We start from the raw sequence: 24,099 nt of genomic DNA on the forward strand, positions 1-24,099 counted from the left end.
GATTCAGACAGGAATGTGGCAATGTGAGCGTCATACTTTTTTAGAGCGTGAGCCGCGCCATGATGCTGCGATGAGCGTTTTTTTAAATGGCCCCTGTTACAATCAAACAATAACGACACAAGGAACCGGACCATGAAGTCGAAAAGCGCGACGTTAGAGGATGTGGCTCGCCATGCGGGCGTCTCCTATCAGACCGTGTCCAGGGTACTGAACAAATCTGCCAATGTATCCGAAGCCACGCGCCATAAGGTGGAGAAAGCCATTGAAATACTGCGTTATGTTCCGAACCGGCTGGCACAGCAACTGGTCGGCAAGCAGACGCAGACCGTAGGGCTGGTCACCATTTCTCTGGCCCTGCATGCCCCTTCACAGGTGGCGGCGGCGGTAAAACGCTATGCCAATCTTGAAGGTTACCAGGTGCTGATCTCCATGATCGATGAGAACGTCAACCACAGCATTCAGGATTCGATCAACGAGCTGAAGTCTCAGCTGGTGAACAAAGTGATCATCAACGTGCCGCTGGAGGCTGACGAGGCGCAGAAAATCGCGTCAGATAACGATGACATCGTCTGCCTGTTCCTGGATGTTGATCCCTACAGCTCTGTGTTTAACGTTTCGTTTAACCCGGCGGATGGCACGCGCGCCAGCGTGAAATATCTGCATGAACTCGGCCACCGAGAGATCGCGCTGCTGGCGGGACCGGCCAGTTCAGTCTCGGCAGAGCTGCGCCTGAAAAGCTGGGTGGAGACGTTGAAGAGTTATGGCCTGGAGCCTGCCACCATCGTGCGCGGCAACTGGGATGCGCAGAGCGGTTACGCGGGGGCGCTGCAAATGCTGCGTGAGACAGCCCACTTTACCGCCGTGCTGGTGGGGAACGACCAGATGGCGCTGGGGGTGCTAAGCGCCTTCCATCAACATCAGATCCCGATTCCGGGCGAGAAATCGGTGATTGGTTACGATGACACCTATGAAAGCTCATTCTTCTATCCGGCACTGACGACCGTCTCGCTGGATCTGGATCTGCAGGGTAAAGAAGCGGTGCGCCGCATTCTGGACCACGGAGATGAGAGTACGCTGCGCTTGTCGTCCATCCTACCGGCGCGGCTGGTGGTGCGGCACTCCACTGGCCCGAAAGGGGAGAAGGGGAAAAATCTGCAGGCGCTCGCCGACCAACTGCGGGCCATTGCCCATCAACTGGAGGAGCGGTAAAGCCCCCTCATCATGGCGACTAGCCAGAGTTGCCTCTGAGCGTGCCTCACGCACAGAGGCGCAAGGGCAGCGGCAGGGAGGTAAGCTCTAATGGACAAATATCTAAGCGATTCAGCGATAAACTCAGGCTTCTGACCCCGGAAAATAGCCCAACAGGAGCCGCTGAATGTTTCCTCACCTGCGCATTGCCAGACCCGTGACGGATCTCGCACGATCTTTTCATATGTACGCCAGCGGCCTGGGGCTGCAAAAGATTGCCGACTTTGACGATCATGACGGCTTTAGCGGCATCATGCTGGGCCGTGCGGGGCTGCACTGGCATATGGAGTTAACCCTCTGTCTGCACCATCCGGTACAGCCTTCCCCGACATCAGAAGATCTGCTGGTCATGTACTATCCGGAAAAGCAGGCGTGGGAAGAGGCCTGTGAAAAGATGATCGCGGCGGGCTTCAGGGCGGTGAACGCGTTTAATCCATACTGGGATAAGCAGGGGGCAACCTTTATCGATCCTGACGGGTACAGGGTCGTTATCCAGAACCGAGCCTGGGAGTCACCTAAATAACGGATCAGAATGTCGGCTCTGCCTGGTACGCATGCAGAACCGCCATGCACACAGGCTTACGCACGCGATAAACATCAGACTCCAGCCGAATGGCTGTATGCGTTATCCCACCACGGGAGACTGCGCCTTTAGAGTGAAAATAAAGGCGCAGATAGCACGTGAAATTACAGTTTTTTGTACCTTATGGTCTGCCCAAAAAAGCGTGTTCTGTTAACGCTGTTCTGAACCGCACCAGGCGCCGAGTAACGCCTTCAACACACTGATAAGACCCAACACTATGAGCGCTGCCAAAGCGGCCAGCAATACAAAATTTGCCATCGGTTAATCCCTTCTGATAACACGTTTCTCAGAAAGCGTAGACGCTGTTTTCAAATTTTCCTCCCTTAATAATCCAGTGCGCTCTTTTTGTTAAATGCTTCGTTCCGCATAGGGCATTTCGGGGCGTCTGGTGGAGGCTGAGGAACATCGCACTGGAGCTGCCAGCGTTGTCCTACAACATCGGCCAGAGTAGCGCCGAGAGGGTCGCCAGCCCGCCGAGAACCACCCACACCACGGTCATGCCACGCAGCTGCGCCAGCGCAGTACGCGTGCAAATAAGCCAGGCGGGAATGAGGAACACGATCACCGCAATGAGCGGCCCACAAAACGTCTCGATCAGGTTGATGACGTCCGGGTTCGCGTAGACGATGCCGAACGTGAGCAGAAAAAGTCCCAGAGAGGCGGCGCGTTTGCGAGACGCCGCGTTTTTACCCGATCCGCTGGCCACCAGCTGGCTAAAGGTTTCTGCTACCGACAGGCCCACCCCGAGGAAAGATTTTGTCATGCCGAGTATGGCGATGAACGGAGCCACATAAAAGATGAGGTTGAAGCTGCCGTTTCCTTTAATCACAGAGAGCACGTTCAGGTTCTCCGCCTTCGCCTGCACGAAGCTGTCATGCGGAATACTTAGCACGCAGCTCAGCACGAAGAAGATGATACTGGTAAAGATGGCGATATAAGCCACGCGGATCACCCACAACGCCTTTTCCTCGCCCCCGGCTTTTTTCTCTTTATACCAGGAGGTGAGGGGGGAGATCATCGGCGCACAACAGAACGAAAACGTAATCAGCGGCAGCGTCAGCCAGATGCCTTTCAGCGTCACCGGCAGCGGAGTGGTTTTCACCTCAGCAACCGCACCGGTGAAATTTGCAAGATGCCACTCCGGGATCAGTGAAACGGCGATAAGCAGCACCGATGCCGCGAAGGGCAGTGCCAGCGCGCTCATCGTCGCGACGACCTTATCGCGCCCCTTACTCAGTACCCCATATAGCGCAGCGACCACGATAAATGAAAGCGGCCCACGGCTGATGCGGGTCATCTGCAGATGATCCACGAGGAAGTTATCCAGCGCATTGACCAGCGCCACCCCGTAGACCAGGGTCACAGGGAAGAAGGTCACGCAGTAGAATAAGGTCATCAACTTCTCGCCGTGACCACTAAAGAAAGAACCGAAGATGGGCAGCATTCCTTTTTCGGTCTGCTCTTCCCGCAGATAGACCCGACATAAAAGCAGGTGCGGTATCAGGGATAATGGCAGGCCCAGCAGCAGCATCACCAGGAAGATGACCGGCCCGCGCGTACCAATTTCCACCGGCAGGAAAAGCGTTCCCGCCCCGACCGCTGTGCCATACAGACCCAGGGTCCAGATATTGTCCTGCCAGCGCCAGCCCTTACGTACAGGGAGGGTGACTGTCGTCGTTGAACTATTCATCATGTTTTACCGCGTGGAGAATAATGCCTGAAACAGGGAGACCAAACCGGGAAATCGAATAAGTGTTGCCGGTCATCTTGCCAGTGAGGGGTGTAAAAAGGAGATCATCTGCCTCTGGAAATCGCAGTAGAGATATAACGTCCAGTGCTATCACGTACTGGGCCGAGAGGAGGTGCTTTCGCATACTCAAAACCTTGTCAGTATACCTGTCAGCAACTGTCATTATTTATAGAGTATGCTTTAACAGGCGGTTAATAAGAAAAGGCATTTGTGACATTAACGACTAAATAACGCCTGACTTTCCCTGCCTGCACGCTTGTTAATCAAAAAAAAATACCTTAATAATTAATTACCATAAGTAATTTTATTTCTGAAGGAGAAGCTTATTCGAATATTTTATAGCGGAGCTGAATAGATGCGCCTGGGGGGAATTAAAAAAACATGAACAATACAATCTCATAACCAGCCTATAGCGTTACGCACGCTAAGGATGCTGCTGAAAATAGCGGGTGTGGGATGCCATAATTTTGTGGCGACAGGACATTGCCGGTTGGGTGAATTTTGTCTGTTTGTTTATATATTGTCACAGGTTGGCAGCAATGATCGCTAAACCGCACAAATGTGCTAATTTTATAGCATCTATTAACAAAAGATGGCCATTTTCATAAGTTACCCTAATTTTTTGTCAAAGTTATAACATTATGAAAATATCCAAAAACCTTAGTCCTGCGTTCTGGTTCACCTTAATGCTGCCGTTACTGTTTATGGCGGTACGGTTCTCTCCCTTATCCTTATTTGATGCCTCTATGGTGGGTCAGATAGAAAATTATCAGGCACTCTGGTTACTCTTTTGCGGCGTATTCACACTGGCCGCGATGTTGCCACTCTCCCTCAGTAAGCCCACCCGGCTATTCTGGATCTGGTCTGCATACTGGTGGTTTGTTCTGCTGGGGAGAAGCATTAGCTGGGGGCGTGAATATTTCCCGGATGTGCCACATCTCTATTTCCGTATCATCTCCGTGCTCTGGATTGCACCGCTGATCGTTGCGCTTTTTTCCAGGGCTCTCAGGGCAGAAATAGCACGCAAAATCAGAGATATTCCTTTCCCGGTGGCTATCTTTTCCCTGGCGCTCATCTCTTTCCTCATCTCCGATACGGTTGAGCATAAAAGAGTGCTCGCCTTCCTTTTCGTTGATAGCCCTGAACATCAGGATATTATTGAAGAGCTGTATGAAATACCCTTTATGGTCGCGCTATTTATGACGGCATGTTATTACATGCGGATTGATAAATTAGCCTTAGCACATCCGGCTCGAAACCGTCCCGATAACAGAGAAGCATCGATAACGCGCACATAATTAATCGCTATCACGAGTCGTCATGCTGTGTTTTTACGGCATGATGGCAAAACAAAAATAGCAGCCAGGCTCGACTCCCCCTCTTTATGCCGCGAAAGGGGGATATTTAACGGCCGTCACAAAGCGAAACCGACTATCTCTCTCCTTCATAAAAAGTGAGGAGTGTGCTCACGCCTTACCGCATTGCAACGCGTACTGAGCCGTATAAAACGCGTCGAGGGGCGTATCGTCCCGGTAGACCGCCCGGGTGTCCTCTCTGCATATCCACTCATCAAGAAACCAGTCATCTTTACATCTGGCGTCCCGGGATGGCTTCACCGTCCAGGTGGATTTTCTGCCAAAGAGTCCCCTCCGCTGAACGATACTGCCGATGCCTCTCTCGTCGCCCATGCGAATGATCTCAAACTTCGCCATCATAGCCTCATGCTAACGAATACTAAGCCCAGATTATCCCACCTCTGCGGCGCGGTTTCTTCACAGTCTGCGCTATATTGCCTTCGTTAATGAAGATGCAAGCCGGGGTTGTAACTCGGGTGACCGCGTAAAAGCCGTTTCGTGGCGTGAACCGTCGAACGTTTCACTTTGCGACCCGCATCCGCGCAATCTGTCATAAACCTGTCACACTCAAGGCGATGCGTAAAAAAAAGAGGAAGAAGGGATGAAAAGAGCACTCCTGGCGATCGCCGTGGCAAGCAGCGTCGCACTCAGTTCTGGGGTACAGGCGCAAACCGCGCCGGAAGGGTATCAGCTTCAGCAGGTTTTAATTATGAGCCGCCATAACCTGCGCGCTCCGCTGGCCAATAACGGCAGCGTACTCGAACAATCCACGCCCAGCCAGTGGCCGGAGTGGGATGTACCGGGCGGGCAGCTCACCACCAAGGGCGGCGTCCTGGAAGTGTATATGGGCCATTACATGCGGGAATGGCTCGCCGACGAGGGGATGGTTAAGGCTGGGGAGTGTCCGCCGGCCAGTAACGTCTATGCCTACGCCAACAGCCTACAACGCACGGTCGCTACCGCGCAGTTCTTTATCACCGGCGCCTTCCCGGGCTGCGACGTGCCTGTCCATCATCAGGAACAGATGGGCACCATGGATCCGACCTTTAACCCGGTGATTACCGATAACTCTCCAGCGTTTAAAGAAAAAGCCCTTAAGGCGATGGAGGCCGAGCGGCAAAAAATGCAGCTTGGTGAGAGTTACAAACTGCTGGAGCAGATGACCCACTATGCCGACTCCCCCTCCTGTAAGGAGAAGCAGGTGTGTGATTTGAGCGAGGCGAAAGACACCTTCAGTGCAGACTACCAAAAAGAGCCGGGCGTTTCGGGCCCGTTGAAGGTGGGGAACTCGCTGGTGGATGCCTTTACGCTGCAGTATTACGAAGGCTTCCCGATGGATCAGGTGGCGTGGGGCGAAATCAAAACCGACCAGCAGTGGCGGCTGCTGTCGAAGCTGAAAAATGGCTATCAGGATTCGCTGTTCACCTCGCCAGAGGTGGCACGTAACGTGGCTAAACCGCTGGTGAAATATATCGATAACGCGCTGGTCACCGACCAGGCGAAGGCGCCGAAAATCACGGTACTGGTCGGGCATGATTCCAATATCGCTTCGCTGCTGACGGCGCTCGACTTTAAGCCTTATCAGCTACACGATCAGTACGAGCGTACGCCAATTGGCGGCAAGATCGTCTTCCAGCGCTGGCACGATAAAAACGGTAACCGGGATCTGATGAAGATTGAGTATGTTTATCAGAGTGCGGAACAGCTGCGAAACGCGGATGTCCTGACGCTGAAATCCCCGGCTCAGCGCGTGACGCTGGAGCTGACGGGCTGCCCAATTGATGCAAATGGTTTTTGTCAGATCGACAAATTCAATGCGGTATTAAACGACGCGGCGAAGTAAAAAAGTCCCCCCCGCGCTGGCGGGGGGTAGTTGTCAGACGTTTTGCCGTTCTATGGTTTGCTCGCCCCAGAACAGCGAGTCTTTATCCGTCTTCTCAAAGGCGCGCACCAGTACTTCATCGCTGCCTTCTTCCCATATTTTCTCCGCCAGCTTCTCATCGTAGTTTGCGACTTCAAAGATAGCCTCTGCGATTTCTGGCGATGTATTACGTAAACTCGCCCATTCGCCCACGCGATGCGCTTTTGCTTCTTGAGTTGGCATATTCGTCCTCCTGTTTACGGTTAACCTTTCAGTTTGACGGCTAAGCCGGCAACATGTTCACCCTGATAGCGGGCAATATTCAGCTCCGCCTCGCTGGGCTGGCGGGAGCCATCTCCCCCGGCAATGGTCGTGGCGCCGTAGGGGGTACCACCACGTACCTGAGAAATATCAAACAGTTCCGGTGAGCCGTAGCCAATAGGTACAATCACCATCCCATGATGTGCAAGGGTAGTCCATGTAGAGGTAATTGTCTGTTCCTGGCCGCCACCGGTGCCGGTTGAGCTAAACACGCTGGCAATTTTGCCGCGCAGCGCGCCGTTGGCCCACAGCCCCCCGGTCTGATCGAGGAAAGTGCGCATCTGTCCGGCCATATTGCCGAAGCGCGTTGGGGTGCCAATGATAATCGCATCGTAGTCCGCCAGCTCCTGCGGGGTGGCGACCGGGGTATCCTGTGTTTTACCCCCTGCGTTGGCAAACACCTCTGCGGGCATGGTTTCAGGTACACGTTTAATGGTTACCTCAACGCCCCCAATTCTTCTGGCGCCTTCCGCCACTGCCTGCGCCATCGTTTCTACGTGTCCGTACATCGAATAATAGAGCACCAGAATTTTCGCCATCTTGCTTCACTCCTCAATTATCGTCGCGCAGCCGAGCGCTGCAGTACCTTAAAGATATGACGTGCTGGCAGGAGTGCAAATTATTGCGCGGGTTGTTTGATCTGAGCACTGCTGCTTTTGCGGGGCAGGTGAGCGTCGCTTAAGATTCGCTCTGGCCACAAATCGAACTCCATTGCACCGTGCGGCAGCGCTGGTTTGACGATAACCGGCGTTAGGGTCTGCTGGCGCGCCGCGCCTCACTCAGTCGTTGCAGCCCGAAGATCATTGTGGCGAAAGAGATGAGGCGCATTGTTGCAATATGAAACATATTTGCCGTATCGAATTTTCGGAACGATAAGAGGTGCTTATGTGTAAGCGGCAAGAATTTTCATACGAAAGGCTGATTTCCTGTTGCTGAATATTACGATTCACTGGCCGGATGCCCTATGTCCACTAAGCTTAGTTTCACGCGGCGCAGATAAACTCGCTGAGTAAGTGTCGCCAGGTGAAAGAATCCTCTTTTACTGAATGCAGTATGATGTCTAATATGTCGAACTCTGGAGGTAGAACATGGCTAACCATCGTGGTGGGTCAGGTAATTTCGCAGAAGATCGTGAAAGAGCATCAGCAGCAGGCCGTAAAGGTGGCCAGCAGAGCGGGGGTAATTTCAAAAATGACCCTCAGCGTGCGTCAGAAGCTGGCAAAAAAGGGGGCAAAAACAGTCACGGCAGCGGTAACAATAGCAAGTAGTGACTAAAGTCTACGATACGGATAGCGTAATCCGTAACGTTGCTCCCACCGCCGGATAGCCCGGCGGTTTTTTTTATCTCCGCAACATTGAACTGTTATCACCGACATCGCACACTAGCGGATTGATTCTTGTCTTTGGTGTTACATGTCTGCCTCTCGTTATGCTTTCTCCGTTAAACCGCAAGAAGCGCTATTAATTCTCATCACTATGTTCTGGGGTGGCACGTTTCTGGCCGTCCAGTATGCGGTGACTCTGAGCGATCCCTTTTTCTTTGTCGGCCTGCGCTTCGCCACGGCGGCGATTGCGGTGGCGTTAATCTCACTGAAATCTTTGCGCGGGCTTACGCTTAAAGAGCTCAAAGCCGGCGTGGCGATCGGCGTGGCGATCGCCATGGGTTACAGCCTGCAAACCTGGGGTTTACAAAGCATCTCCAGCAGTAAATCGGCCTTTATCACGGCGATGTACGTTCCGCTGGTGCCACTATTGCAATGGTTATGCCTCGGCAGAATACCGGGAATCATGTCCTGTGTGGGCATCGTGCTGGCCTTTATAGGCCTGATACTGCTGGCCGGGCCGGGCGATAATCTGCTGGCATTAGGACCGGGTGAGATCATTACCCTGGTAGGCGCGATTGCCATTGCGGCGGAGATCATTCTTATCAGCGCGTGGGCGGGACAGGTCGATGTAAAACGTGTCACCGTGGTGCAGCTCGCTACCGCCTCGCTGGTGGCATTTGGCGCGATGGTTCCTGCCGGCGAAGCCGTTCCAGCGCTGTCGCCGGGGCTGATTGTTGTTGCGCTCGGTCTGGGCATTTTTAGCGCCATTATTCAGGTCACCATGAACTGGGCGCAGAAAAGTGTCTCCCCGACGCGTGCGACCGTCATCTACACCGGCGAACCGGTCTGGGCCGGTATTTTTGGCCGCATCGCCGGCGAACGACTGCCTGTCCTGGCCCTGCTTGGCGGCGTCTTTATTGTCGTGGGTGTGCTGGTGAGCGAACTGAAGTTAAAAAAGAAGCGTAAAGTGGCCAGTGAGCTAACCTCAGACTAAATCGTGGTGAACAGAAATGCCCCTCATCGGAGGGGCATTGGCTATTAACTGTCCTGCCCGACAACCTCCCCCTGGGGGACGGCTGCCGCCCGTCGGCTTAACAGCGCATTCAACAGAATTGCGCCGAAGGTCGCGGTGCCAATGCCGCCCAGAGTAAAGCCACCCAGCGACAGGGCAAAATCTCCCGCCCCCAGTACCAGCGTCACCGCCACCATGATCAGATTCCCGTTCTGACTCAGATCGACATGGTTTTGCACCCAGATGCGCGCTCCCGCCACGGCAATCAGGCCAAACACCACGATCGAGGCGCCGCCAATCACCGGAGCAGGAATGGTGTGGATCAGCGCGCCAAACTTCGGCGAGAAGCCCAGCAGCAGGGCAATTACCGCCGCGGCCACAAACACCAGCGTAGAGTAGACTTTGGTCACCGCCATCACGCCAATGTTCTCGGCATAGGTGGTCACGCCGCTGCCGCCCACCGAGCCTGAAAGCAGGGTCGCCAGTCCGTCACCGACAAAGGCGCGGCCCATGTACGGGTCCATATTGCGCCCGGTCATCCCCGCCACCGCCTTCAGGTGGCCCAGGTTTTCCGCCACCAGGATCACTGCCACCGGGGCAATCAGCATCATAGCCTGGCCGCTAAACGTGGGGGAGGTGAGCTGCGGCACACCAAACCAGGCGGCGTTGTGTACCAGCGTAAAATCCACCGGTTTCCCCAGCCCGAGCACGTTAGTGACCAGCGCATAGAGCAGGCAGGCGATGATCAATCCCACCAGAATCAAAAGCCGTTGCACCATGCCGCGGGTGAAGACCGCGACCAGGCCAATGCACAGCACCGTCATCACCGCCATCCAGCTATCAAATGCCGAGCCAGAGACCCCTTTCACCGCAATCGGCGCCAGGTTAAGGCCAATGGCCATCACCACCGCCCCCGTGACCACCGGCGGCATGAGCCGCTCTATCCAGCGGGTACCGCTTTTCATCACGATCAGCCCAATCAGGGTATAGACTGCCCCGCAGGCGATAATTCCCCCCAGCGCCACGCTGAGATTGGGGTTTACCCCCTGGCCGCTAAAGCCGGTGGCAGCAATCACTACCCCCACAAAGGCCGCGCTGGAGCCGAGATAGCTTGGCACCCGCCCCCCGGTTATCAGGAAGAACAGCAGGGTGCCGACGCCTGACATCAGGATCGATAAGTTCGGATCCAGCCCCATCAGGATGGGCATCAGCACCGTGGCACCAAACATCGCCACCGCGTGCTGCACCCCCATCACGGCGGTCTGAGGATACGAGAGTCGTTCATCCGGCGCGACCACGCCGCTACCCGTAGAGGTCGATTTCAACTGCCAGTGGGGAAAACCGAACATTGCCATGGGCAAACTCCTTCAGGAGGGTTAACAGGCTGGTCGCATAAGTGCGTGATAGCCGCGATCAAACCACACCAGCCCCTGCGGCGCGGGGTGGCACGTAATAGCCACGATGCTACAAAACAGAATGTCGTGGGTGCCCACGCTCACCACCTGGCTAATGTGGCAATCGAACGACACCAGCGCCTCTTCCAGCCGCGGGCAGCCGGTCTCCCCCCTCTGCCAGCGGGCGGCGGCGAAACGCTCCACCATCGGCGTTTTGCCGCCAAACAGATTAGAGAGCGGTTCTTGTCCGGCGCTCAGGGTATTCACGCACAGGGTGCGGTTTTCGCTAAACGTGGGCCACACCGAGGCCCCCCGGTTCAGGCACACCAGCAGGGTCGGCGGCTCGTCAGTGACGCTACACACCGCACTGGCGGTAAAGCCCGCCTGTCCGGCAGGACCGTCCGTGGTGATGATATTCACCGCCGCCCCCATGCAGGCCATGGCGTCGCGAAAGGTCTGTTTATCAGGAAGGGTCATGATGGCTCCTTACGCCAGCCCGCAGGCGTCTTCAAAGGTGAGGCGCGGCAGGCGGGCATACACTTTGCTGGCATCGCCATAGCCGATGTTAACGAGCAGATTGCTCTTGAGAGGGGTGCCGGTGAAAAAGGCGGCGTCCACCTTCTCTCGGTCGAAGCCGGACATCGGCCCGGTATCCAGCCCCAGCGCCCGGCAGGCGAAAATGAGATAGGCCGCCTGCATGGCGCTATTACGGAACGCCGTCTCCTCGGCCAGCGCCGGGCTTGAGGTAAACCAGCTTCGCGCATCGCCGTGCGGAAACAGCGCAGGGAGGCGATCATAGAACGTGCTGTCCCAGGCGACGATGGCCGTCACCGGAGCGGTAAGCGTCTTTTCCAGGTTGCCGCTGGAGAGCGCGGGGCGCAGCTTCTCTTTGCCCTCCGGCGTACGGATAAACACGAAGCGCGCCGGAGAACAGTTAGCGGAGGTGGGCCCCCATTTCAGCAGCGCATAGATCTCGCGCAGGGTCTCGTCACTCACCGGCTGGGGCAGCCAGCCGTTGTGCGTGCGCGCCTGGGTAAACAGCGTATTGATTGCGGTGGGGTTGAGTGCTTCGCTCATTTCGACTCCTTAAAAAACGGGTTCGGGTCTGTGTAGCAGGCTGGCCAGCCCGTTCAGCAGCAGGGTGTTAAAGGACTCGGGTTCGGTGACATTGCAGGCGTGGCCGCCATGGCGCATCACCACCTTTGTGCTGCGGGGCAGGGCCGCATGCAGCGCTGTGGAGCAGACCGTCGGCACCAGCAGATCGTCGGCGGAACAGATCACCTGCACCGGGCAGGCCACGCGCGCAGCCTGATGGCTAAAATCGGCTGACTTGAGGGCGGCGAGCCTGCGCAGCAGATTGGTTTTGCCCTGGAAGTGGGCCAGCGCCAGCGCCTCTTCCGCCTCCATACGTGGCGCACGGGCGGCCATCCAGTCTGCCGGGTAGAGAAACAGCGGCTGGGCCTCGACCCACGCCTGAGCACCGCCCGCATGCAGGAGCCGCTCGCGAATCTGGAAGCAGCGTCGGGTGTGTGGATTAAGCGTCAGCCACCCGTTGATGCAGACCAGCGCGCTCACGGCCTCAGGCGAGTCGATGGCCAGTTGCAGCCCCACCAGGGCGCCCAGCGCATGACCCACCACGGCATAGCGTGAGATGCCCGCTGTTAAAAGCGCCTCGTGAAGTTCCCGGGCCATCTGTGCCAGGGAGTAATCCTCGGGCAGCGTCGCGGTATTGCTACCCGTGCCGCGCTGGTCGTAGCAGACCACCTGATACTCCTGCTCCAGCGCGGCGAGCTGAGGAAGCCAGTAGCTGGCGCTGCCCCCGAGCCCCGAAATCAATACCACGACTGGCGCGCCCGCCCAGGGCGGCGGTGAGACGGAGAGTTTCATCAGTCCCTCACTTAGCGATATGCGCAACAGAGGCGATCTCAACCAGCGCTTCCGGCTTCACCAGTCCGCACTGAATGCAGAATCGCGCCGGCTTATCGCCGGGGAAAAACTCCGCGTAAATTTCGTTAATCGCGGCGTAGTTTTTCCAGTCGGTGATAAAGATGCTGTTGAAGGTCACATCCTCCAGGGTGCCACCCGCCGTCTCGATAACGCTTTTGATGGTCTCGAGCACGTGGCGGGTTTGCCCCTTTGGGTCGTCGGGATAGACCACGTTATTCTGCTTATCAAACGGCAGGGTACCGGAGACATAGACCACGCCATCGGCAAGGGTGCCCGGCACAAACGGGGCGATGGGGGTGCTGGTGCCTGGCGGGATAATGATGGATTTAGGCATGGCGTGACTCCTCAGGCGATACGGGCAAGTGTGGCGGGTGAAAGGGCATGGCAGAAGCTTTCGACATCGCTGACCCAGCCAAAAAAGGTTTCGATATTGAACAGCGCGGCCTCTTGCGCAAATGCAGGGCCCGCCTGGTGGGTCGCGTCCTCCAGCACAACGCCGAAATATTCGAGGAAAAAGCCGTCGCGAAGGGTCGACTCCACGCAGACGTTGGTCGCGATTCCGGTAAAGACCAGATGACGAATGCCCCGGCTTCGCAGGATGCTGTCCAGCGGGGTGTTGAAAAAGCCGCTATAGCGCGGTTTTGGCAACACGATATCGCCGGGCTGAGGCACCAGCTCATCCACGAGCTGGTAATCCCAGCTCCCTTTTGCCAGCAGCTTGCCCTGCAGTTCAGGCCGTTTGCGCATGGTTTTCAGGGCGTTCGATTTGTGGTAGTTGGGGGAGCCGGGGCCTCCCGCCTCGACGTACTGCTCATCCCAGCCGTTCTGGAACCAGATGATCAGCATCCCCGCTTCTCGTGCGGCGGTGACGGCGGTATGAATGTTCTCAATCACAGGCCGGGTGGTGGAGACGTCAAATCCGGCCAGATCGAGATAGCCTCCCGGGGTGGCATAGGCGTTCTGCATATCCACCACAATCAGGGCACTCTGCTGCGGCGCAAAGGTAATCGCCTCCGGGCGTGCAGGTAAGGTTGTCATTACGCGACCTCCCGGGTGGTAGCCGGGATATTCGCCCGACACTGCATCAGGGGCTGAATGCGTTCCCCGAAGGCCTCGATGCCCATCAGGAAATCGTCAAAGGTAAGCAACACCCCTTCGGCACCCGGTACGCTGGCGACTTCATCCAGCATTTTCGCTACGCTGGCGTAAGAGCCAACCAGCGTGCCCATATTGATATTCACCGCTGAGGTGGGGTCGGCCATCTGGCGCACGTTGGTGTCGGTGCCGGAGCGGGTGTCTTTCTGGCTCTGCTCGGTGAGCCAGCTCAGGGCCTCTTCGTCTGCCCCTGCTTTATAGTGTTCCCACTTCGCCCGTGCAGCCTCGTCGGTTTCGTCAGCAATCACCATAAACAGGACGTAAGAACCCACGTGGCGCCCGGTTTTCTCCGCCGCCTGCTGCATGCGAGCGGCCGTCGGCGCGAAGGCACTCGGGGTATTGACCCCTTTGCCGAAGCAGAAGTTAACGTCCGCATGCTCGGCGGAGAAGGCCATGCCCGCATCGCTCTGTCCGGCGCAGATCACCTTCATTGGCACCTGCGGCTGCGGGCTGACGCGACAGTCGTTCATGGTGAAGTAGTCGCCCTTGAAATCGCTTTTCCCCGTGCCCCACAGGTCGCGCAGGACGGTGACATATTCGGTCAGGTAGTCGTAACGTTTTGAGAAGTACTCGTCGCCCGGCCAGAGCCCCATCTGCTCATATTCGGGCTTCTGCCAGCCGGTGACCAGATTCACGCCAAAGCGTCCACCGGAGATAGAGTCGATGGTTGAGGCCATCCGCGCCACAATGGCCGGCGGCAGCGTCAGGGTCGCGGCGGTCGCGTAAATCTGGATGCGGGTGGTCACCGCCGCAAGGCCCGCCATCAGCGTGAAGGAGTCCATGTTGTGATCCCAGAACTCGGTTTTACCGCCAAAACCGCGCAGCTTGATCATCGAGAGGGCAAAATCAAAATGGTAGTGCTCTGCTTTTTGCACAATCGCTTTGTTCAGCTCAAAGGTCGGCAGGTACTGGGGGGCATGGGTGGAGATCAGCCAGCCGTTGTTGCCGATAGGGACAAATACGCCAATTTTCATCACAAACCTCTCTTACTCTGTGTGGGGTGAAAGTCAGACGTGGCGCTGCATCCTGCATCTCCTCTTCAGCCGCGTACTCCTGTTTTGCAAAGGCGATGCCAGTTTTGAAAAGGTTAATGTTATTAGTGTGTTAAAAGTAAGTTGATAAAAAAGGCATTTGAAAAGTGGACTAAACGGTCAAAAAGTCTGCACATAAATCAGGCAGTCATGCGCGATCGCGGTGCAGAATATCGTGTCATGTCAGGGGTTTTGCTATGCTGTTGGCAAAGAAAAAGGAGTGAGCACATGGCACAAGGCGCAGTGAAGGGCACCGGTAAGCGGTCGCAGGCGGTGAGCGCAAAGAAAGCGGCGATCCTGGCGGCGGCGCTTGAGACCTTTTCCCAGTTTGGCATCCACGGTACTCGCCTCGAACAGGTCGCTGAGCTGGCCGGGGTGTCGAAAACGAATCTGCTCTATTACTACCCGTCTAAAGAGGTGCTGTACGTGGCGGTATTACGCCAAATTCTTGACGTCTGGCTGGCACCGCTGAAGGCGTTTCGCGAGGAGTTCACTCCGCTGGTGGCCATCTCGGAGTACATTCGCCTGAAACTGGAAGTGTCGCGTGACTACCCACAGGCCTCCCGGCTTTTCTGTCTGGAGATGTTGCAGGGCGCTCCGCTGCTAAAAGAAGAGCTGACCGGGGGCGTGAAAGCGCTGGTGGATGAAAAATCGGCGATTATTGCGGGCTGGGTGGCCAGCGGCAAACTGGCGGCGGTGGATCCGCACCATCTGATCTTTATGATCTGGGCCGCGACCCAGCACTATGCTGACTTCTCGGCGCAGGTAGAGGCGGTGACGGGCAAGACCTTACAGGATGAGGCGTTCTTCCAGCGCACCGCCGAAAACGTGCAGCGGATGATTATCGAAGGGATCCGCGTGCGTTAGTTGGCCGGGGGAAGCGGGCAGCTCAAATCGCCCTCTTCACACTGCATCAGGCTGGCGAGCATGGCTTCGCGCTCGCTGGTCTTCTCGGTAAGGCACTGATTGATGATCATGGGCTGTACGGAGCCGCCCTCGGTGCCTGAGCCGATAAAGGCGCAGTCAGCGTCGCGCAATTTAATCCACGCCAGTTGGGCGTTTTTCAGCAACCCTTGCTGCGCGCCAGCCGCACGCTTCATTGCTGCCTGGTATGTCTGGTTCAACTTACTATCCGCTTCCTGATACTGTTTTGCCGTGCAGATATTCAGATCCAGTTGCGTCGTCGCGTTTGCGCACTCATCCGCCAGCGCACTGGCGCTTAACAGCAACGCGATGCCGGCGATCAGTAAAGATTTCATGTTTTCTCCCAGGGCCTAAAACGAAAAAAGCTCCGTTACCGGAGCTTTTATTAGCATAGCGTTAACCGATTGTCATCAGGCTTGCGTTGCCCCCGGCTGCGGCGGTGTTGACGCTGAGCGAACGCTCAACGTACAGACGCTCCAGCAGCAGATTCGTTTCACCGCGGGCGAAGCCCTGCACTGAAACAATCGCCCCCTCGCGGGCCGCAACCTCTTCGCACAGTTCCCGCAGCTGGTCAGAGTCGCCGTGGTAAATCACCGCATCGAACGGCTGGCGGGCCAGCTCCTCTTGTTTTGCAAAGTGGATCCGCTCGTTGACCGCCTTAGGCAGCTGTTTAGCCAGGTCGCGGTGCAGGCCATCTTCTGGCCACAGCACTTCACAACCCGTTGCCAGCGCACCGGCCAGCTGGACCAGGGCATCCTGCTCGTTTTCCGCCACACAGAGCACACGCTCACGCGGCATCAGCGTCCAGGTGTTGCGCTCGCCGGTTGGGCCCGGAAGCAGACGCTGCGTACCGGCCTGCGCCAGCTCGCCATATTGCAGGCACAGGGCATGCAGTTCCGGGCGTTTCTCTGCCCAGGCTGCCAGCGCCTCCAGCGGACGGGTAAGGACGGTTTTCACCTGGGTGTCCACCGCGTACTGCGCATCCTGACGCGCCAGGGTTACACCCAGTGCGTTCTCCGGGCGGTTCGCCAGCAGACGATAAAGGTACATTGGACCACCGGCTTTCGGACCGGTACCCGACAGGCCTTCACCACCAAACGGCTGCACGCCGACCACGGCACCGACCATGTTGCGGTTGACGTACAGGTTGCCCACTTTGGCGCTGCCCGTCACCTGCGCGATGGTTTCGTCGATACGGGTATGCACGCCGAGAGTCAGACCGTAGCCGGAGGCGTTGATCTGTTCAATCAGCGCGGCAAGGTTATTACGGCTGTAGCGCACCACGTGCAGCACCGGGCCGAAGACCTCTTTTTTCAGCTCATCGAAGCTGGCGAGCTCAATCAGGGTCGGTGCCACGAAGGTACCGGTTTTCCACTCACGAGCGTCGTCACTATTTTCACGGACGGCCTGGTAGACCGGGCGGCCTTTAGCACGCATCGCCTGAATGTGATTTTCAATGTTGGCTTTCGCTTCGGCATCGATGACCGGCCCGATATCGGTGGTGAGACGACCCGGGTTGCCCATGCGGCACTCGGCCATCGCACCACGCAACATTTTCAGCGTATGGTCGGCAATGTCGTCCTGCAGGCAGAGAACACGCAGGGCGGAGCAGCGCTGACCCGCGCTGTCGAAGGCGGAGGAGAGCACGTCTACCACCACCTGTTCGGTCAGGGCAGAAGAGTCGACAATCATGGCGTTCATGCCGCCGGTTTCCGCAATCAGCGGCGTTGGGCGGCCCTGTGCGTCAAGACGGGTAGCAATGTTGCGTTGCAGCATCGAGGCCACTTCAGTGGAGCCGGTAAACATCACGCCGCGCACCCGGGTGTCGGCGGTGAGCTGAGCACCGACGGTTTCACCGCGTCCTGGCAACAGCTGCACCACGCCCGGCGGTACGCCCGCTTCCAGCAGAATAGAGATGCCCTGGGCCGCAATCAGCGGGGTTTGCTCAGCCGGTTTTGCCAGGACGCTATTGCCTGCGGCCAGCGCGGCGGCAATCTGGCCGGCGAAGATCGCCAGCGGGAAGTTCCACGGGCTGATACAGACGACCGGCCCCAGAGGACGATGCGTTTCGTTATCGAAATCATCGCGCACCTGGCCTGCATAGTAGTGCAGGAAATCGACCGCCTCACGCACTTCGGCGATAGCATTACTGAAGCTCTTGCCCGCTTCGCGCACCAGGATGCCAATCAGTTGCTGCATCTGGTCTTCCATCAGCACCGCGGCGCGCTCCAGAATGGCGGCACGTTCCTGCGGCGGGGTGGCGAACCAGATCGGGGCGTTATTCACTGCGCTATCCAGCGCCTGGTTAACTTCCTCTTCGGTGGCTTCACGCACATAGCCAACAATATCTTTTGGCTCTGCCGGGTTGAGCACCGGCTGCATATCACCGTCAGCCACCGGCTGTTCGAGGATCGGTTTGGCCTGCCATTTATGCAGGGCGCTGTTCAGCAGGGAAGAGGAGAGGGAGGCCAGACGGTGTTCGTTCGCCAGGTCCAGACCCGCGGAGTTGACGCGACCTTCGCCGTACAGATCGCGCGGCAGGGCAATTTTCGGATGCGGCAGGCCAACCTGACCTTCCTGCGCGGCCATTTTCTCTACCGCCTGTACCGGATCGGCCACCAGCTCATCCAGCGGCAGGGTGGTATCGGCGATACGGTTAACGAAGGAGGTATTAGCACCGTTTTCCAGCAGACGACGAACCAGATACGCCAGCAGCGTTTCGTGGGTGCCGACCGGAGCATAAATGCGGCATGGACGGTTGAGTTTCCCTTCCGCCACTTTACCGGTAACCTGCTCGTACAGAGGCTCACCCATACCGTGCAGACACTGGAACTCATACTGACCCGGGTAGTAGTTCTGCCCCGCCAGCTGATAAATCGCCGCCAGCGTGTGCGCGTTGTGGGTTGCAAACTGCGGGTAGATCAGATTGGGCACGCCAAGCAATTTTTTCGCACAGGCAAGGTAAGAGACATCGGTATACACCTTGCGGGTATAGACCGGGTAGCCTTCCAGCCCTTCCATCTGGGCGCGTTTGATTTCGCTATCCCAGTAGGCACCTTTCACCAGACGGATCATCAGGCGGCGACGGCTGCGCGAGGCCAGGTCAATCAGGTAATCAATAACGAACGGACAGCGTTTCTGATAGGCCTGAATAACAAAGCCGATCCCGTTCCAGCCCGCCAGCTCTGGCTCAAAGCACAGTTTTTCCAGCAAATCTAATGAGATCTCCAGACGATCGGCCTCTTCGGCGTCGATGTTAATGCCAATGTCATACTGCCGCGCCAGCAGGGTCAGGGATTTCAGACGGGGATAGAGCTCTTCCATTACGCGGTCGTACTGCGCGCGGCTGTAGCGCGGGTGCAGCGCCGAAAGCTTAATGGAGATACCCGGGCCTTCATAAATGCCGCGCCCGTTGGAGGCTTTACCGATGGCGTGGATCGCCTGCTGATAAGAGACCATATAGGCCTGCGCATCGGCGGCGGTCAGGGCCGCTTCGCCCAGCATATCGTAGGAGTAGCGGAAGCCTTTGTCTTCCAGCTTGCGGGCGTTCGCCAGCGCTTCGGCGATGGTTTCGCCGGTCACAAACTGCTCGCCCATCAGGCGCATCGCCATATCCACGCCTTTGCGGATCAGCGGTTCGCCGCTTTTACCGATAATACGGTTAAGGGAGCGGGAGAGGCTGGCTTCGTTGTGGGTAGAGACCAGGCGACCGGTAAACAGCAGTCCCCAGGTGGCGGCATTAACAAACAGCGACGGGCTGCGGCCAATGTGTGACTGCCAGTTGCCGTTGCTGATTTTGTCGCGGATCAGGGCATCGCGGGTGGCTTTGTCCGGAATACGCAGCAGCGCTTCGGCCAGGCACATCAGGGCGACACCCTCCTGAGAGGAGAGGGAGAACTCCTGCAGCAGGCTCTGCACCATGCCGGCACGGCCGCTGGCGGTTTTCTGGTTACGCAGCTTCTCGGCCAGCTGGTATGCCAGGTTATGCGCCTGAGTCGCGATCGGCTCGGGCAGGCGGGCCTGCTCCAGCAGCATTGGCACGGCGTCGGTCTCTGCACGGCGGTAAGCGGCAGTGATGGCGGCACGGCTGACAGACTGCGGCAGGATCTGCTCGGCGAACTCCAGGAAGGGCTGATAGCTCTCTTCCGCTGCGTCGGCCGTCTCGTCGCCCTCGTTAGCCGCGCCGTTCAGCAGGGCTGGCAGCTCCGGTAACCCCTCTTCGCTCTCCAGTCGCTCCAGATAATTAAAAATGGCCTGCTTAATTAACCAGTGCGGCGTACGGTCAATGCGGGTCGCCGCGCTCTTAATCCGTTCGCGGGTTGCGTCATCCAGCTTAACCCCCATGGTGGTCATGCCCATGCCAAAACTCCTGTTGTTCTTTAATGATGTTCTAACGTTTCGAGAAATATCCACCATGTTGCAACTTTGTGCAACCGTGTTAATTGTGACAGGGCTTGCAAGCTGAAAAATGAATGGATTGTTAACGACTGGTTAGCTGAAAAAAGAGGTGGCCGGCGGCGGCTAAGGCCCGTTTTTATGCGGTGCTTAACACTTTTACAAGGTGCAACCCGTAAAAGCGTGAGCGAGTGCAACCTATAGGAAAGACCTATAAATTCTGGGATGAATTCGGTGTAAATGCAGTGTTAAATCGTTTGTGTGCGAGCACTGCTTACGGCAGGATACGCGCGGCCAACAGAAATAGAGATCATCATCACGTTCCGATGATGCAATAACAAGACAATCCGGATGATTGTCGCAGAACATTTGCGGAGTAGTTATATGGCAATAAGCACACCGATGCTGGTGACCTTCATCGTTTATATTTTTGGCATGATCCTTATTGGCTTCCTGGCCTGGCGATCTACCAATAGCTTTGATGATTATATTTTAGGTGGCCGCAGTTTAGGGCCGATGGTGACAGCACTCTCAGCGGGCGCCTCCGACATGAGCGGCTGGCTGCTGATGGGCCTGCCGGGTGCCATCTTCATCTCTGGTATTTCAGAAAGCTGGATCGCGATTGGTTTGACCGTCGGGGCCTGGATCAACTGGAAACTGGTGGCGGGCCGTCTGCGCGTACATACCGAAGCCAACAACAATGCGCTAACCCTGCCGGACTACTTCACTGGCCGCTTCGAAGATAACAGCCGCGTGCTGCGCATCATCTCGGCGGTGGTAATTTTAGTGTTCTTCACCATCTATTGCGCTTCCGGCATTGTGGCCGGTGCGCGTCTGTTTGAAAGCACCTTCGGTATGAGCTATGAGACCGCGCTGTGGGCCGGTGCCGCAGCGACCATCCTCTATACCTTTGTCGGTGGGTTCCTGGCCGTCAGCTGGACTGATACCGTGCAGGCGAGCCTGATGATCTTCGCCCTGATCCTGACGCCGGTCATTGTGATTATCACCGTGGGTGGGTTTGGCGATTCGCTGGAAGTGATTAAGCAAAAAAGCATTGAAAACGTCGATATGCTGAAAGGGCTTAACTTCGTCGCTATCGTCTCCCTGATGGGCTGGGGGCTGGGCTATTTCGGTCAGCCACACATTCTGGCGCGCTTTATGGCGGCGGATTCTCACCACACCATCGTGCATGCGCGTCGTATCAGCATGACCTGGATGATTCTCTGCCTGGCGGGTGCCTGTGCAGTAGGCTTCTTCGGTATCGCTTACTTCAATAACAATCCGGCGCAGGCGGGCGCGGTGAACCAGAACGCCGAGCGCGTATTCATTGAGCTGGCGCAGATCCTCTTTAACCCATGGATCGCCGGGATTTTACTGTCCGCTATTCTGGCCGCGGTGATGTCCACCCTGAGCTGCCAGCTGCTGGTCTGCTCCAGCGCCATTACGGAAGATCTCTATAAGGCTTTCCTGCGTAAAGGGGCAAGTCAGAAAGAGCTGGTATGGGTAGGGCGCTTTATGGTGCTGGTGGTGGCGCTTATTGCCATTGCGCTGGCGGCAAATCCGGATAACCGCGTACTGGGTCTGGTGAGCTACGCCTGGGCGGGCTTTGGTGCCGCTTTCGGCCCGGTAGTCCTCTTCTCCGTACTCTGGTCGCGTATGACCCGTAACGGCGCGCTGGCGGGGATGATCATCGGTGCGGTTACCGTTATCGTCTGGAAACAGTTCGCCTGGCTGGGCCTGTACGAAATCATCCCGGGCTTTATCTTCGCCAGCCTGGGTATTGTGATCTTTAGCTTGCTGGGCAAAGCGCCATCTGCGGCCATGCAGAAACGCTTTGCTGAAGCGGATGCCCATTACCACACGGCACCGCCGGTTAAGCTGCAGGCGGAATAAGCCTGACGCACGCTCTCTAAGCCGGGTACGCCCGGCTTTTTTATTGCTAAATTTTCTGTTTTACGTTGATATCTCGGGGCTTATAACAATGAGGATAGCAACCATGATGTTCAAAACAGGGTTAATGGCAGGCGCACTTTTACTGCTGGCTGGCTGCAGCGCACCGTCGCAACACGCGGCGGTAGCGGAATGTAAAGCCGATAACCAGATGCAGCAAACCACGCTCTATTTCGGGCTTAACCGCCCGGCAGGGGCAGAGATTACCGGTGCGGAGTGGCAACAGTTTGTCGATCAGGACGTTACCCCACGTTTTCGTGATGGCTTAACGGTGTTTGATGCACGTGGGCAATGGCTGGGGAACGACGGGAAAGTGGCGCGGGAGCCGAGCAAGGCGCTGATGCTGATTCACGGTAAAGACGCGCAGAGTGAGAAAAATATTGAGGCACTGCGGGGGATTTATAAATCACGCTTCGCCCAGGAGTCGGTGATGCGTATTGACCAGCCGGTGTGCGTCCAGTTTTAACGAAAAACGGCGGGATACCCCGCCGTCAAGATTTACAGCACCAGGCCGGCAAAGCTCGCCGAGAGCAAGCTCACCAGCGTCGCACCGTAGACCAGGCGCAGGCCGAAGCGTGATACCACGTTACCCTGCTGCTCGTTCAGCCCTTTAATTGCCCCGGCGACGATACCGATAGAGGCAAAGTTGGCGAACGAAACCAGGAACACCGACAAAATGCCCAGCCCGCGCGGCGTCATCTCCGCGGCAATTTTTTGCAGCTCAATCATCGCCACAAATTCGTTCGCCACCAGCTTGGTGGCCATAATGCCACCTGCGTGCAACGCATCGCTGAGCGGGATGCCCACCAGCCAGGCCAGAGGATAAAACACATAGCCCAGGATCTGCTGGAAGCTTAAACCAAAGATGCTGGAGAAGAGGGCGTTGACGGCGCTAATCAGTGCAATAAAGCCAATCAGCATCGCCAGAATAATCATCGCCACCTTAAAGCCAGCCAGAATATACTCTCCGAGCATTTCGAAGAAACTCTGGGATTCGTGCATCTTTTCCAGCTTAATATCCGGCTCAGCTTCCGGGCGCGTCGGATTAATGACCGACAGAATGATAAAGGTGCTGAACATATTCAGAATCAGCGCCGCCACCACATATTTGGCCTCCAGCATCGTCATATAGGCACCCACGATCGAGAGCGAGACGGTCGACATGGCCGTGGCCGCCATCGTGAACAGACGACGGGAGGAGAGATCGCCTAACACCCCTTTATAAGCAATGAAGTTTTCTGACTGGCCGAGCGTAAGGGAGCTGATCGCGTTAAACGACTCCAGCTTACCCATGCCGTTCACTTTTGCCAGCGCGCTACCAAGCAGGCGAATAAAGATCGGCAGAATGCGCCAGTGTTGCAATATCCCAATCAGGGCGGAGATAAAGACGATGGGGCAGAGCACGCCAAGGAAGATGAAGGCCAGCCCTTTATCACCCATACCGCCAAAGACAAAGTTGGTGCCCTCGGCGGCATATTTCAGCAGCGTTTCAAAGAAGCCCGAAACATATTTAATAATGAATAGACCGCTTTCGGCATGCAGGAAAAAGAACGCCAGCGCTATTTCGATCACGATGAGCTGTAAAATATAGCGGATACGAATTTTACGGCGATCGAAACTAACCAGCCACGCCAGCGCCAGGATAACCACCAGGGCCAGCAGGAAGTGCAAAATAGTAGACATATTTATTAATCAGCAGGTTTTCGAGGGGCACATTTAGCCACAGCCGCGTTTAAGGGTAAATGGACTTTTATTCATGAGCTTATAAAGCCGTTAGTTAACAGGGTAATGATTACCCTGCAAGGGGTTTACATCCTGTCATTAAAACGTCGCATATTTCGCTTGTAT

Annotated in this window: 22 protein-coding genes; 9 read left to right on the forward strand and 13 right to left on the reverse strand. The window is 56.5% G+C overall.

All coding sequences use genetic code 11. From position 1 onward, the window contains the following. Window positions 1-132 precede the first annotated feature (132 nt). A complete protein-coding gene (locus WFN75_RS03780) occupies window positions 133-1,209 on the forward strand; it encodes a LacI family DNA-binding transcriptional regulator (protein WP_336995638.1) in 1,077 nt (358 codons plus the stop codon). A 166-nt stretch (window positions 1,210-1,375) separates the two neighbouring features. Beyond that, the gene (locus WFN75_RS03785) at window positions 1,376-1,771 is read left to right on the forward strand and encodes a VOC family protein (protein ID WP_336995639.1); all 396 of its coding nucleotides are present in this window, start codon (window positions 1,376-1,378) and stop codon (window positions 1,769-1,771) included. 490 nt (window positions 1,772-2,261) lie between these two features. On the opposite strand, the gene WFN75_RS03790 is transcribed toward WFN75_RS03785, so the two are convergent. After that, window positions 2,262-3,521, reverse strand: coding sequence for an amino acid permease (locus WFN75_RS03790; protein WP_442913306.1), 1,260 nt, complete (start codon window positions 3,519-3,521; stop codon window positions 2,262-2,264). 701 nt (window positions 3,522-4,222) lie between these two features. Here WFN75_RS03790 and WFN75_RS03795 point away from each other — a divergent pair. Together WFN75_RS03795 and agp are read left to right on the forward strand one after the other, a co-directional pair. Continuing rightward, entirely contained in the window at window positions 4,223-4,879 is a 657-nt protein-coding gene (locus tag WFN75_RS03795; protein WP_336995641.1) for a hypothetical protein, read from the forward strand. 658 nt (window positions 4,880-5,537) lie between these two features. Continuing rightward, complete coding sequence (gene agp, locus WFN75_RS03800; protein ID WP_046886642.1) at window positions 5,538-6,779, forward strand: bifunctional glucose-1-phosphatase/inositol phosphatase; 1,242 nt, start codon at window positions 5,538-5,540, stop codon at window positions 6,777-6,779. Window positions 6,780-6,812: 33 nt separating this feature from the next. Here agp and WFN75_RS03805 read toward each other — a convergent pair whose 3' ends face one another. Next, window positions 6,813-7,040 (reverse strand): YccJ family protein, encoded by a 228-nt coding sequence (locus WFN75_RS03805; protein ID WP_040076238.1) that lies wholly within the window; start codon window positions 7,038-7,040, stop codon window positions 6,813-6,815. Window positions 7,041-7,060: 20 nt separating this feature from the next. Then, window positions 7,061-7,657: an NAD(P)H:quinone oxidoreductase gene (wrbA, locus tag WFN75_RS03810; protein WP_040076237.1), complete on the reverse strand. Its 597-nt coding sequence runs from the start codon at window positions 7,655-7,657 to the stop codon at window positions 7,061-7,063. A gap of 549 nt (window positions 7,658-8,206) precedes the next feature. Between wrbA and WFN75_RS03815 the strand changes: the two genes are divergently transcribed. Beyond that, window positions 8,207-8,386 (forward strand): general stress protein, encoded by a 180-nt coding sequence (locus WFN75_RS03815; RefSeq protein WP_040076236.1) that lies wholly within the window; start codon window positions 8,207-8,209, stop codon window positions 8,384-8,386. A gap of 145 nt (window positions 8,387-8,531) precedes the next feature. Beyond that, complete coding sequence (locus tag WFN75_RS03820) at window positions 8,532-9,437, forward strand: DMT family transporter (protein WP_336995642.1); 906 nt, start codon at window positions 8,532-8,534, stop codon at window positions 9,435-9,437. A gap of 44 nt (window positions 9,438-9,481) precedes the next feature. Here the strand turns inward: WFN75_RS03820 and rutG are convergent, their stop codons facing one another. The 7 genes from rutG to rutA are packed head-to-tail and all read right to left on the reverse strand — an operon-like array spanning window position 9,482 to window position 14,925. After that, on the reverse strand, window positions 9,482-10,810 hold the full coding sequence (rutG, locus tag WFN75_RS03825) for a pyrimidine utilization transport protein G (protein WP_212477593.1): 1,329 nt from the start codon (window positions 10,808-10,810) through the stop codon (window positions 9,482-9,484). 21 nt (window positions 10,811-10,831) lie between these two features. Beyond that, on the reverse strand, window positions 10,832-11,326 hold the full coding sequence (rutF, locus tag WFN75_RS03830; RefSeq protein ID WP_040076233.1) for an NADH-dependent FMN reductase RutF: 495 nt from the start codon (window positions 11,324-11,326) through the stop codon (window positions 10,832-10,834). 9 nt (window positions 11,327-11,335) lie between these two features. Then, on the reverse strand, window positions 11,336-11,926 hold the full coding sequence (locus WFN75_RS03835; RefSeq protein ID WP_212477595.1) for a malonic semialdehyde reductase: 591 nt from the start codon (window positions 11,924-11,926) through the stop codon (window positions 11,336-11,338). A gap of 9 nt (window positions 11,927-11,935) precedes the next feature. Further along, window positions 11,936-12,736 carry a pyrimidine utilization protein D gene (gene rutD, locus WFN75_RS03840; RefSeq protein WP_207293445.1) on the reverse strand — a complete coding sequence of 267 codons (801 nt, stop codon included), beginning with the start codon at window positions 12,734-12,736 and terminating at the stop codon, window positions 11,936-11,938. Window positions 12,737-12,743: 7 nt separating this feature from the next. Then, window positions 12,744-13,130 (reverse strand): pyrimidine utilization protein C, encoded by a 387-nt coding sequence (rutC, locus tag WFN75_RS03845; protein ID WP_336995643.1) that lies wholly within the window; start codon window positions 13,128-13,130, stop codon window positions 12,744-12,746. A gap of 11 nt (window positions 13,131-13,141) precedes the next feature. Continuing rightward, complete coding sequence (gene rutB / locus WFN75_RS03850) at window positions 13,142-13,834, reverse strand: pyrimidine utilization protein B (RefSeq protein ID WP_040076228.1); 693 nt, start codon at window positions 13,832-13,834, stop codon at window positions 13,142-13,144. Further along, window positions 13,834-14,925, reverse strand: coding sequence for a pyrimidine utilization protein A (gene rutA / locus WFN75_RS03855; RefSeq protein WP_046886637.1), 1,092 nt, complete (start codon window positions 14,923-14,925; stop codon window positions 13,834-13,836). Before rutA ends, rutB begins: the two co-directional genes overlap by 1 nt. Before the next feature lie 285 nt (window positions 14,926-15,210). On the opposite strand from rutA, the gene rutR reads away from it, so the two are divergent. Beyond that, window positions 15,211-15,849, forward strand: coding sequence for an HTH-type transcriptional regulator RutR (gene rutR / locus WFN75_RS03860; RefSeq protein WP_040076226.1), 639 nt, complete (start codon window positions 15,211-15,213; stop codon window positions 15,847-15,849). On the opposite strand, the gene WFN75_RS03865 is transcribed toward rutR, so the two are convergent. Together WFN75_RS03865 and putA are read right to left on the reverse strand one after the other, a co-directional pair. After that, window positions 15,846-16,241, reverse strand: a complete 396-nt coding sequence (locus WFN75_RS03865; protein WP_233803830.1) for a lysozyme inhibitor LprI family protein — start codon at window positions 16,239-16,241, stop codon at window positions 15,846-15,848. The two genes, rutR and WFN75_RS03865, sit on opposite strands and share 4 nt — an antisense overlap. A gap of 61 nt (window positions 16,242-16,302) precedes the next feature. Further along, a complete protein-coding gene (gene putA / locus WFN75_RS03870) occupies window positions 16,303-20,265 on the reverse strand; it encodes a trifunctional transcriptional regulator/proline dehydrogenase/L-glutamate gamma-semialdehyde dehydrogenase (RefSeq protein ID WP_336995644.1) in 3,963 nt (1,320 codons plus the stop codon). A gap of 420 nt (window positions 20,266-20,685) precedes the next feature. Between putA and putP the strand changes: the two genes are divergently transcribed. Both putP and WFN75_RS03880 read left to right on the forward strand, forming a co-directional pair. Further along, complete coding sequence (gene putP, locus WFN75_RS03875) at window positions 20,686-22,194, forward strand: sodium/proline symporter PutP (RefSeq protein WP_207293447.1); 1,509 nt, start codon at window positions 20,686-20,688, stop codon at window positions 22,192-22,194. A 103-nt stretch (window positions 22,195-22,297) separates the two neighbouring features. Further along, window positions 22,298-22,717 carry a DUF3574 domain-containing protein gene (locus tag WFN75_RS03880; RefSeq protein ID WP_046886633.1) on the forward strand — a complete coding sequence of 140 codons (420 nt, stop codon included), beginning with the start codon at window positions 22,298-22,300 and terminating at the stop codon, window positions 22,715-22,717. A gap of 32 nt (window positions 22,718-22,749) precedes the next feature. On the opposite strand, the gene WFN75_RS03885 is transcribed toward WFN75_RS03880, so the two are convergent. After that, window positions 22,750-23,934, reverse strand: coding sequence for a NupC/NupG family nucleoside CNT transporter (locus WFN75_RS03885; RefSeq protein ID WP_046886632.1), 1,185 nt, complete (start codon window positions 23,932-23,934; stop codon window positions 22,750-22,752). Window positions 23,935-24,099: the final 165 nt, after the last annotated feature.

Source organism: Leclercia sp. UBA7405, from assembly GCF_037152215.1.
In the GTDB taxonomy this organism is placed as follows: domain Bacteria; phylum Pseudomonadota; class Gammaproteobacteria; order Enterobacterales; family Enterobacteriaceae; genus Enterobacter; species Enterobacter pneumoniae.

Coding starts and splice junctions, on each gene's coding strand:
- rutG (WP_212477593.1), bottom strand. CDS start 10,810: ATGGCAATGTTCGGTTTTCCCCACTGGCAGTTGAAATCGACCTCTACG.
- WFN75_RS03790 (WP_442913306.1), bottom strand. CDS start 3,521: ATGAATAGTTCAACGACGACAGTCACCCTCCCTGTACGTAAGGGCTGG.
- wrbA (WP_040076237.1), bottom strand. CDS start 7,657: ATGGCGAAAATTCTGGTGCTCTATTATTCGATGTACGGACACGTAGAA.
- WFN75_RS03885 (WP_046886632.1), bottom strand. CDS start 23,934: ATGTCTACTATTTTGCACTTCCTGCTGGCCCTGGTGGTTATCCTGGCG.
- WFN75_RS03780 (WP_336995638.1), top strand. CDS start 133: ATGAAGTCGAAAAGCGCGACGTTAGAGGATGTGGCTCGCCATGCGGGC.
- rutA (WP_046886637.1), bottom strand. CDS start 14,925: ATGAAAATTGGCGTATTTGTCCCTATCGGCAACAACGGCTGGCTGATC.
- rutC (WP_336995643.1), bottom strand. CDS start 13,130: ATGCCTAAATCCATCATTATCCCGCCAGGCACCAGCACCCCCATCGCC.
- WFN75_RS03795 (WP_336995641.1), top strand. CDS start 4,223: ATGAAAATATCCAAAAACCTTAGTCCTGCGTTCTGGTTCACCTTAATG.
- WFN75_RS03815 (WP_040076236.1), top strand. CDS start 8,207: ATGGCTAACCATCGTGGTGGGTCAGGTAATTTCGCAGAAGATCGTGAA.
- rutR (WP_040076226.1), top strand. CDS start 15,211: ATGGCACAAGGCGCAGTGAAGGGCACCGGTAAGCGGTCGCAGGCGGTG.
- WFN75_RS03835 (WP_212477595.1), bottom strand. CDS start 11,926: ATGAGCGAAGCACTCAACCCCACCGCAATCAATACGCTGTTTACCCAG.
- rutD (WP_207293445.1), bottom strand. CDS start 12,736: ATGAAACTCTCCGTCTCACCGCCGCCCTGGGCGGGCGCGCCAGTCGTG.
- rutF (WP_040076233.1), bottom strand. CDS start 11,326: ATGACCCTTCCTGATAAACAGACCTTTCGCGACGCCATGGCCTGCATG.
- putP (WP_207293447.1), top strand. CDS start 20,686: ATGGCAATAAGCACACCGATGCTGGTGACCTTCATCGTTTATATTTTT.
- WFN75_RS03865 (WP_233803830.1), bottom strand. CDS start 16,241: ATGAAATCTTTACTGATCGCCGGCATCGCGTTGCTGTTAAGCGCCAGT.
- rutB (WP_040076228.1), bottom strand. CDS start 13,834: ATGACAACCTTACCTGCACGCCCGGAGGCGATTACCTTTGCGCCGCAG.
- putA (WP_336995644.1), bottom strand. CDS start 20,265: ATGGGCATGACCACCATGGGGGTTAAGCTGGATGACGCAACCCGCGAA.
- WFN75_RS03880 (WP_046886633.1), top strand. CDS start 22,298: ATGATGTTCAAAACAGGGTTAATGGCAGGCGCACTTTTACTGCTGGCT.
- agp (WP_046886642.1), top strand. CDS start 5,538: ATGAAAAGAGCACTCCTGGCGATCGCCGTGGCAAGCAGCGTCGCACTC.
- WFN75_RS03820 (WP_336995642.1), top strand. CDS start 8,532: ATGTCTGCCTCTCGTTATGCTTTCTCCGTTAAACCGCAAGAAGCGCTA.
- WFN75_RS03785 (WP_336995639.1), top strand. CDS start 1,376: ATGTTTCCTCACCTGCGCATTGCCAGACCCGTGACGGATCTCGCACGA.
- WFN75_RS03805 (WP_040076238.1), bottom strand. CDS start 7,040: ATGCCAACTCAAGAAGCAAAAGCGCATCGCGTGGGCGAATGGGCGAGT.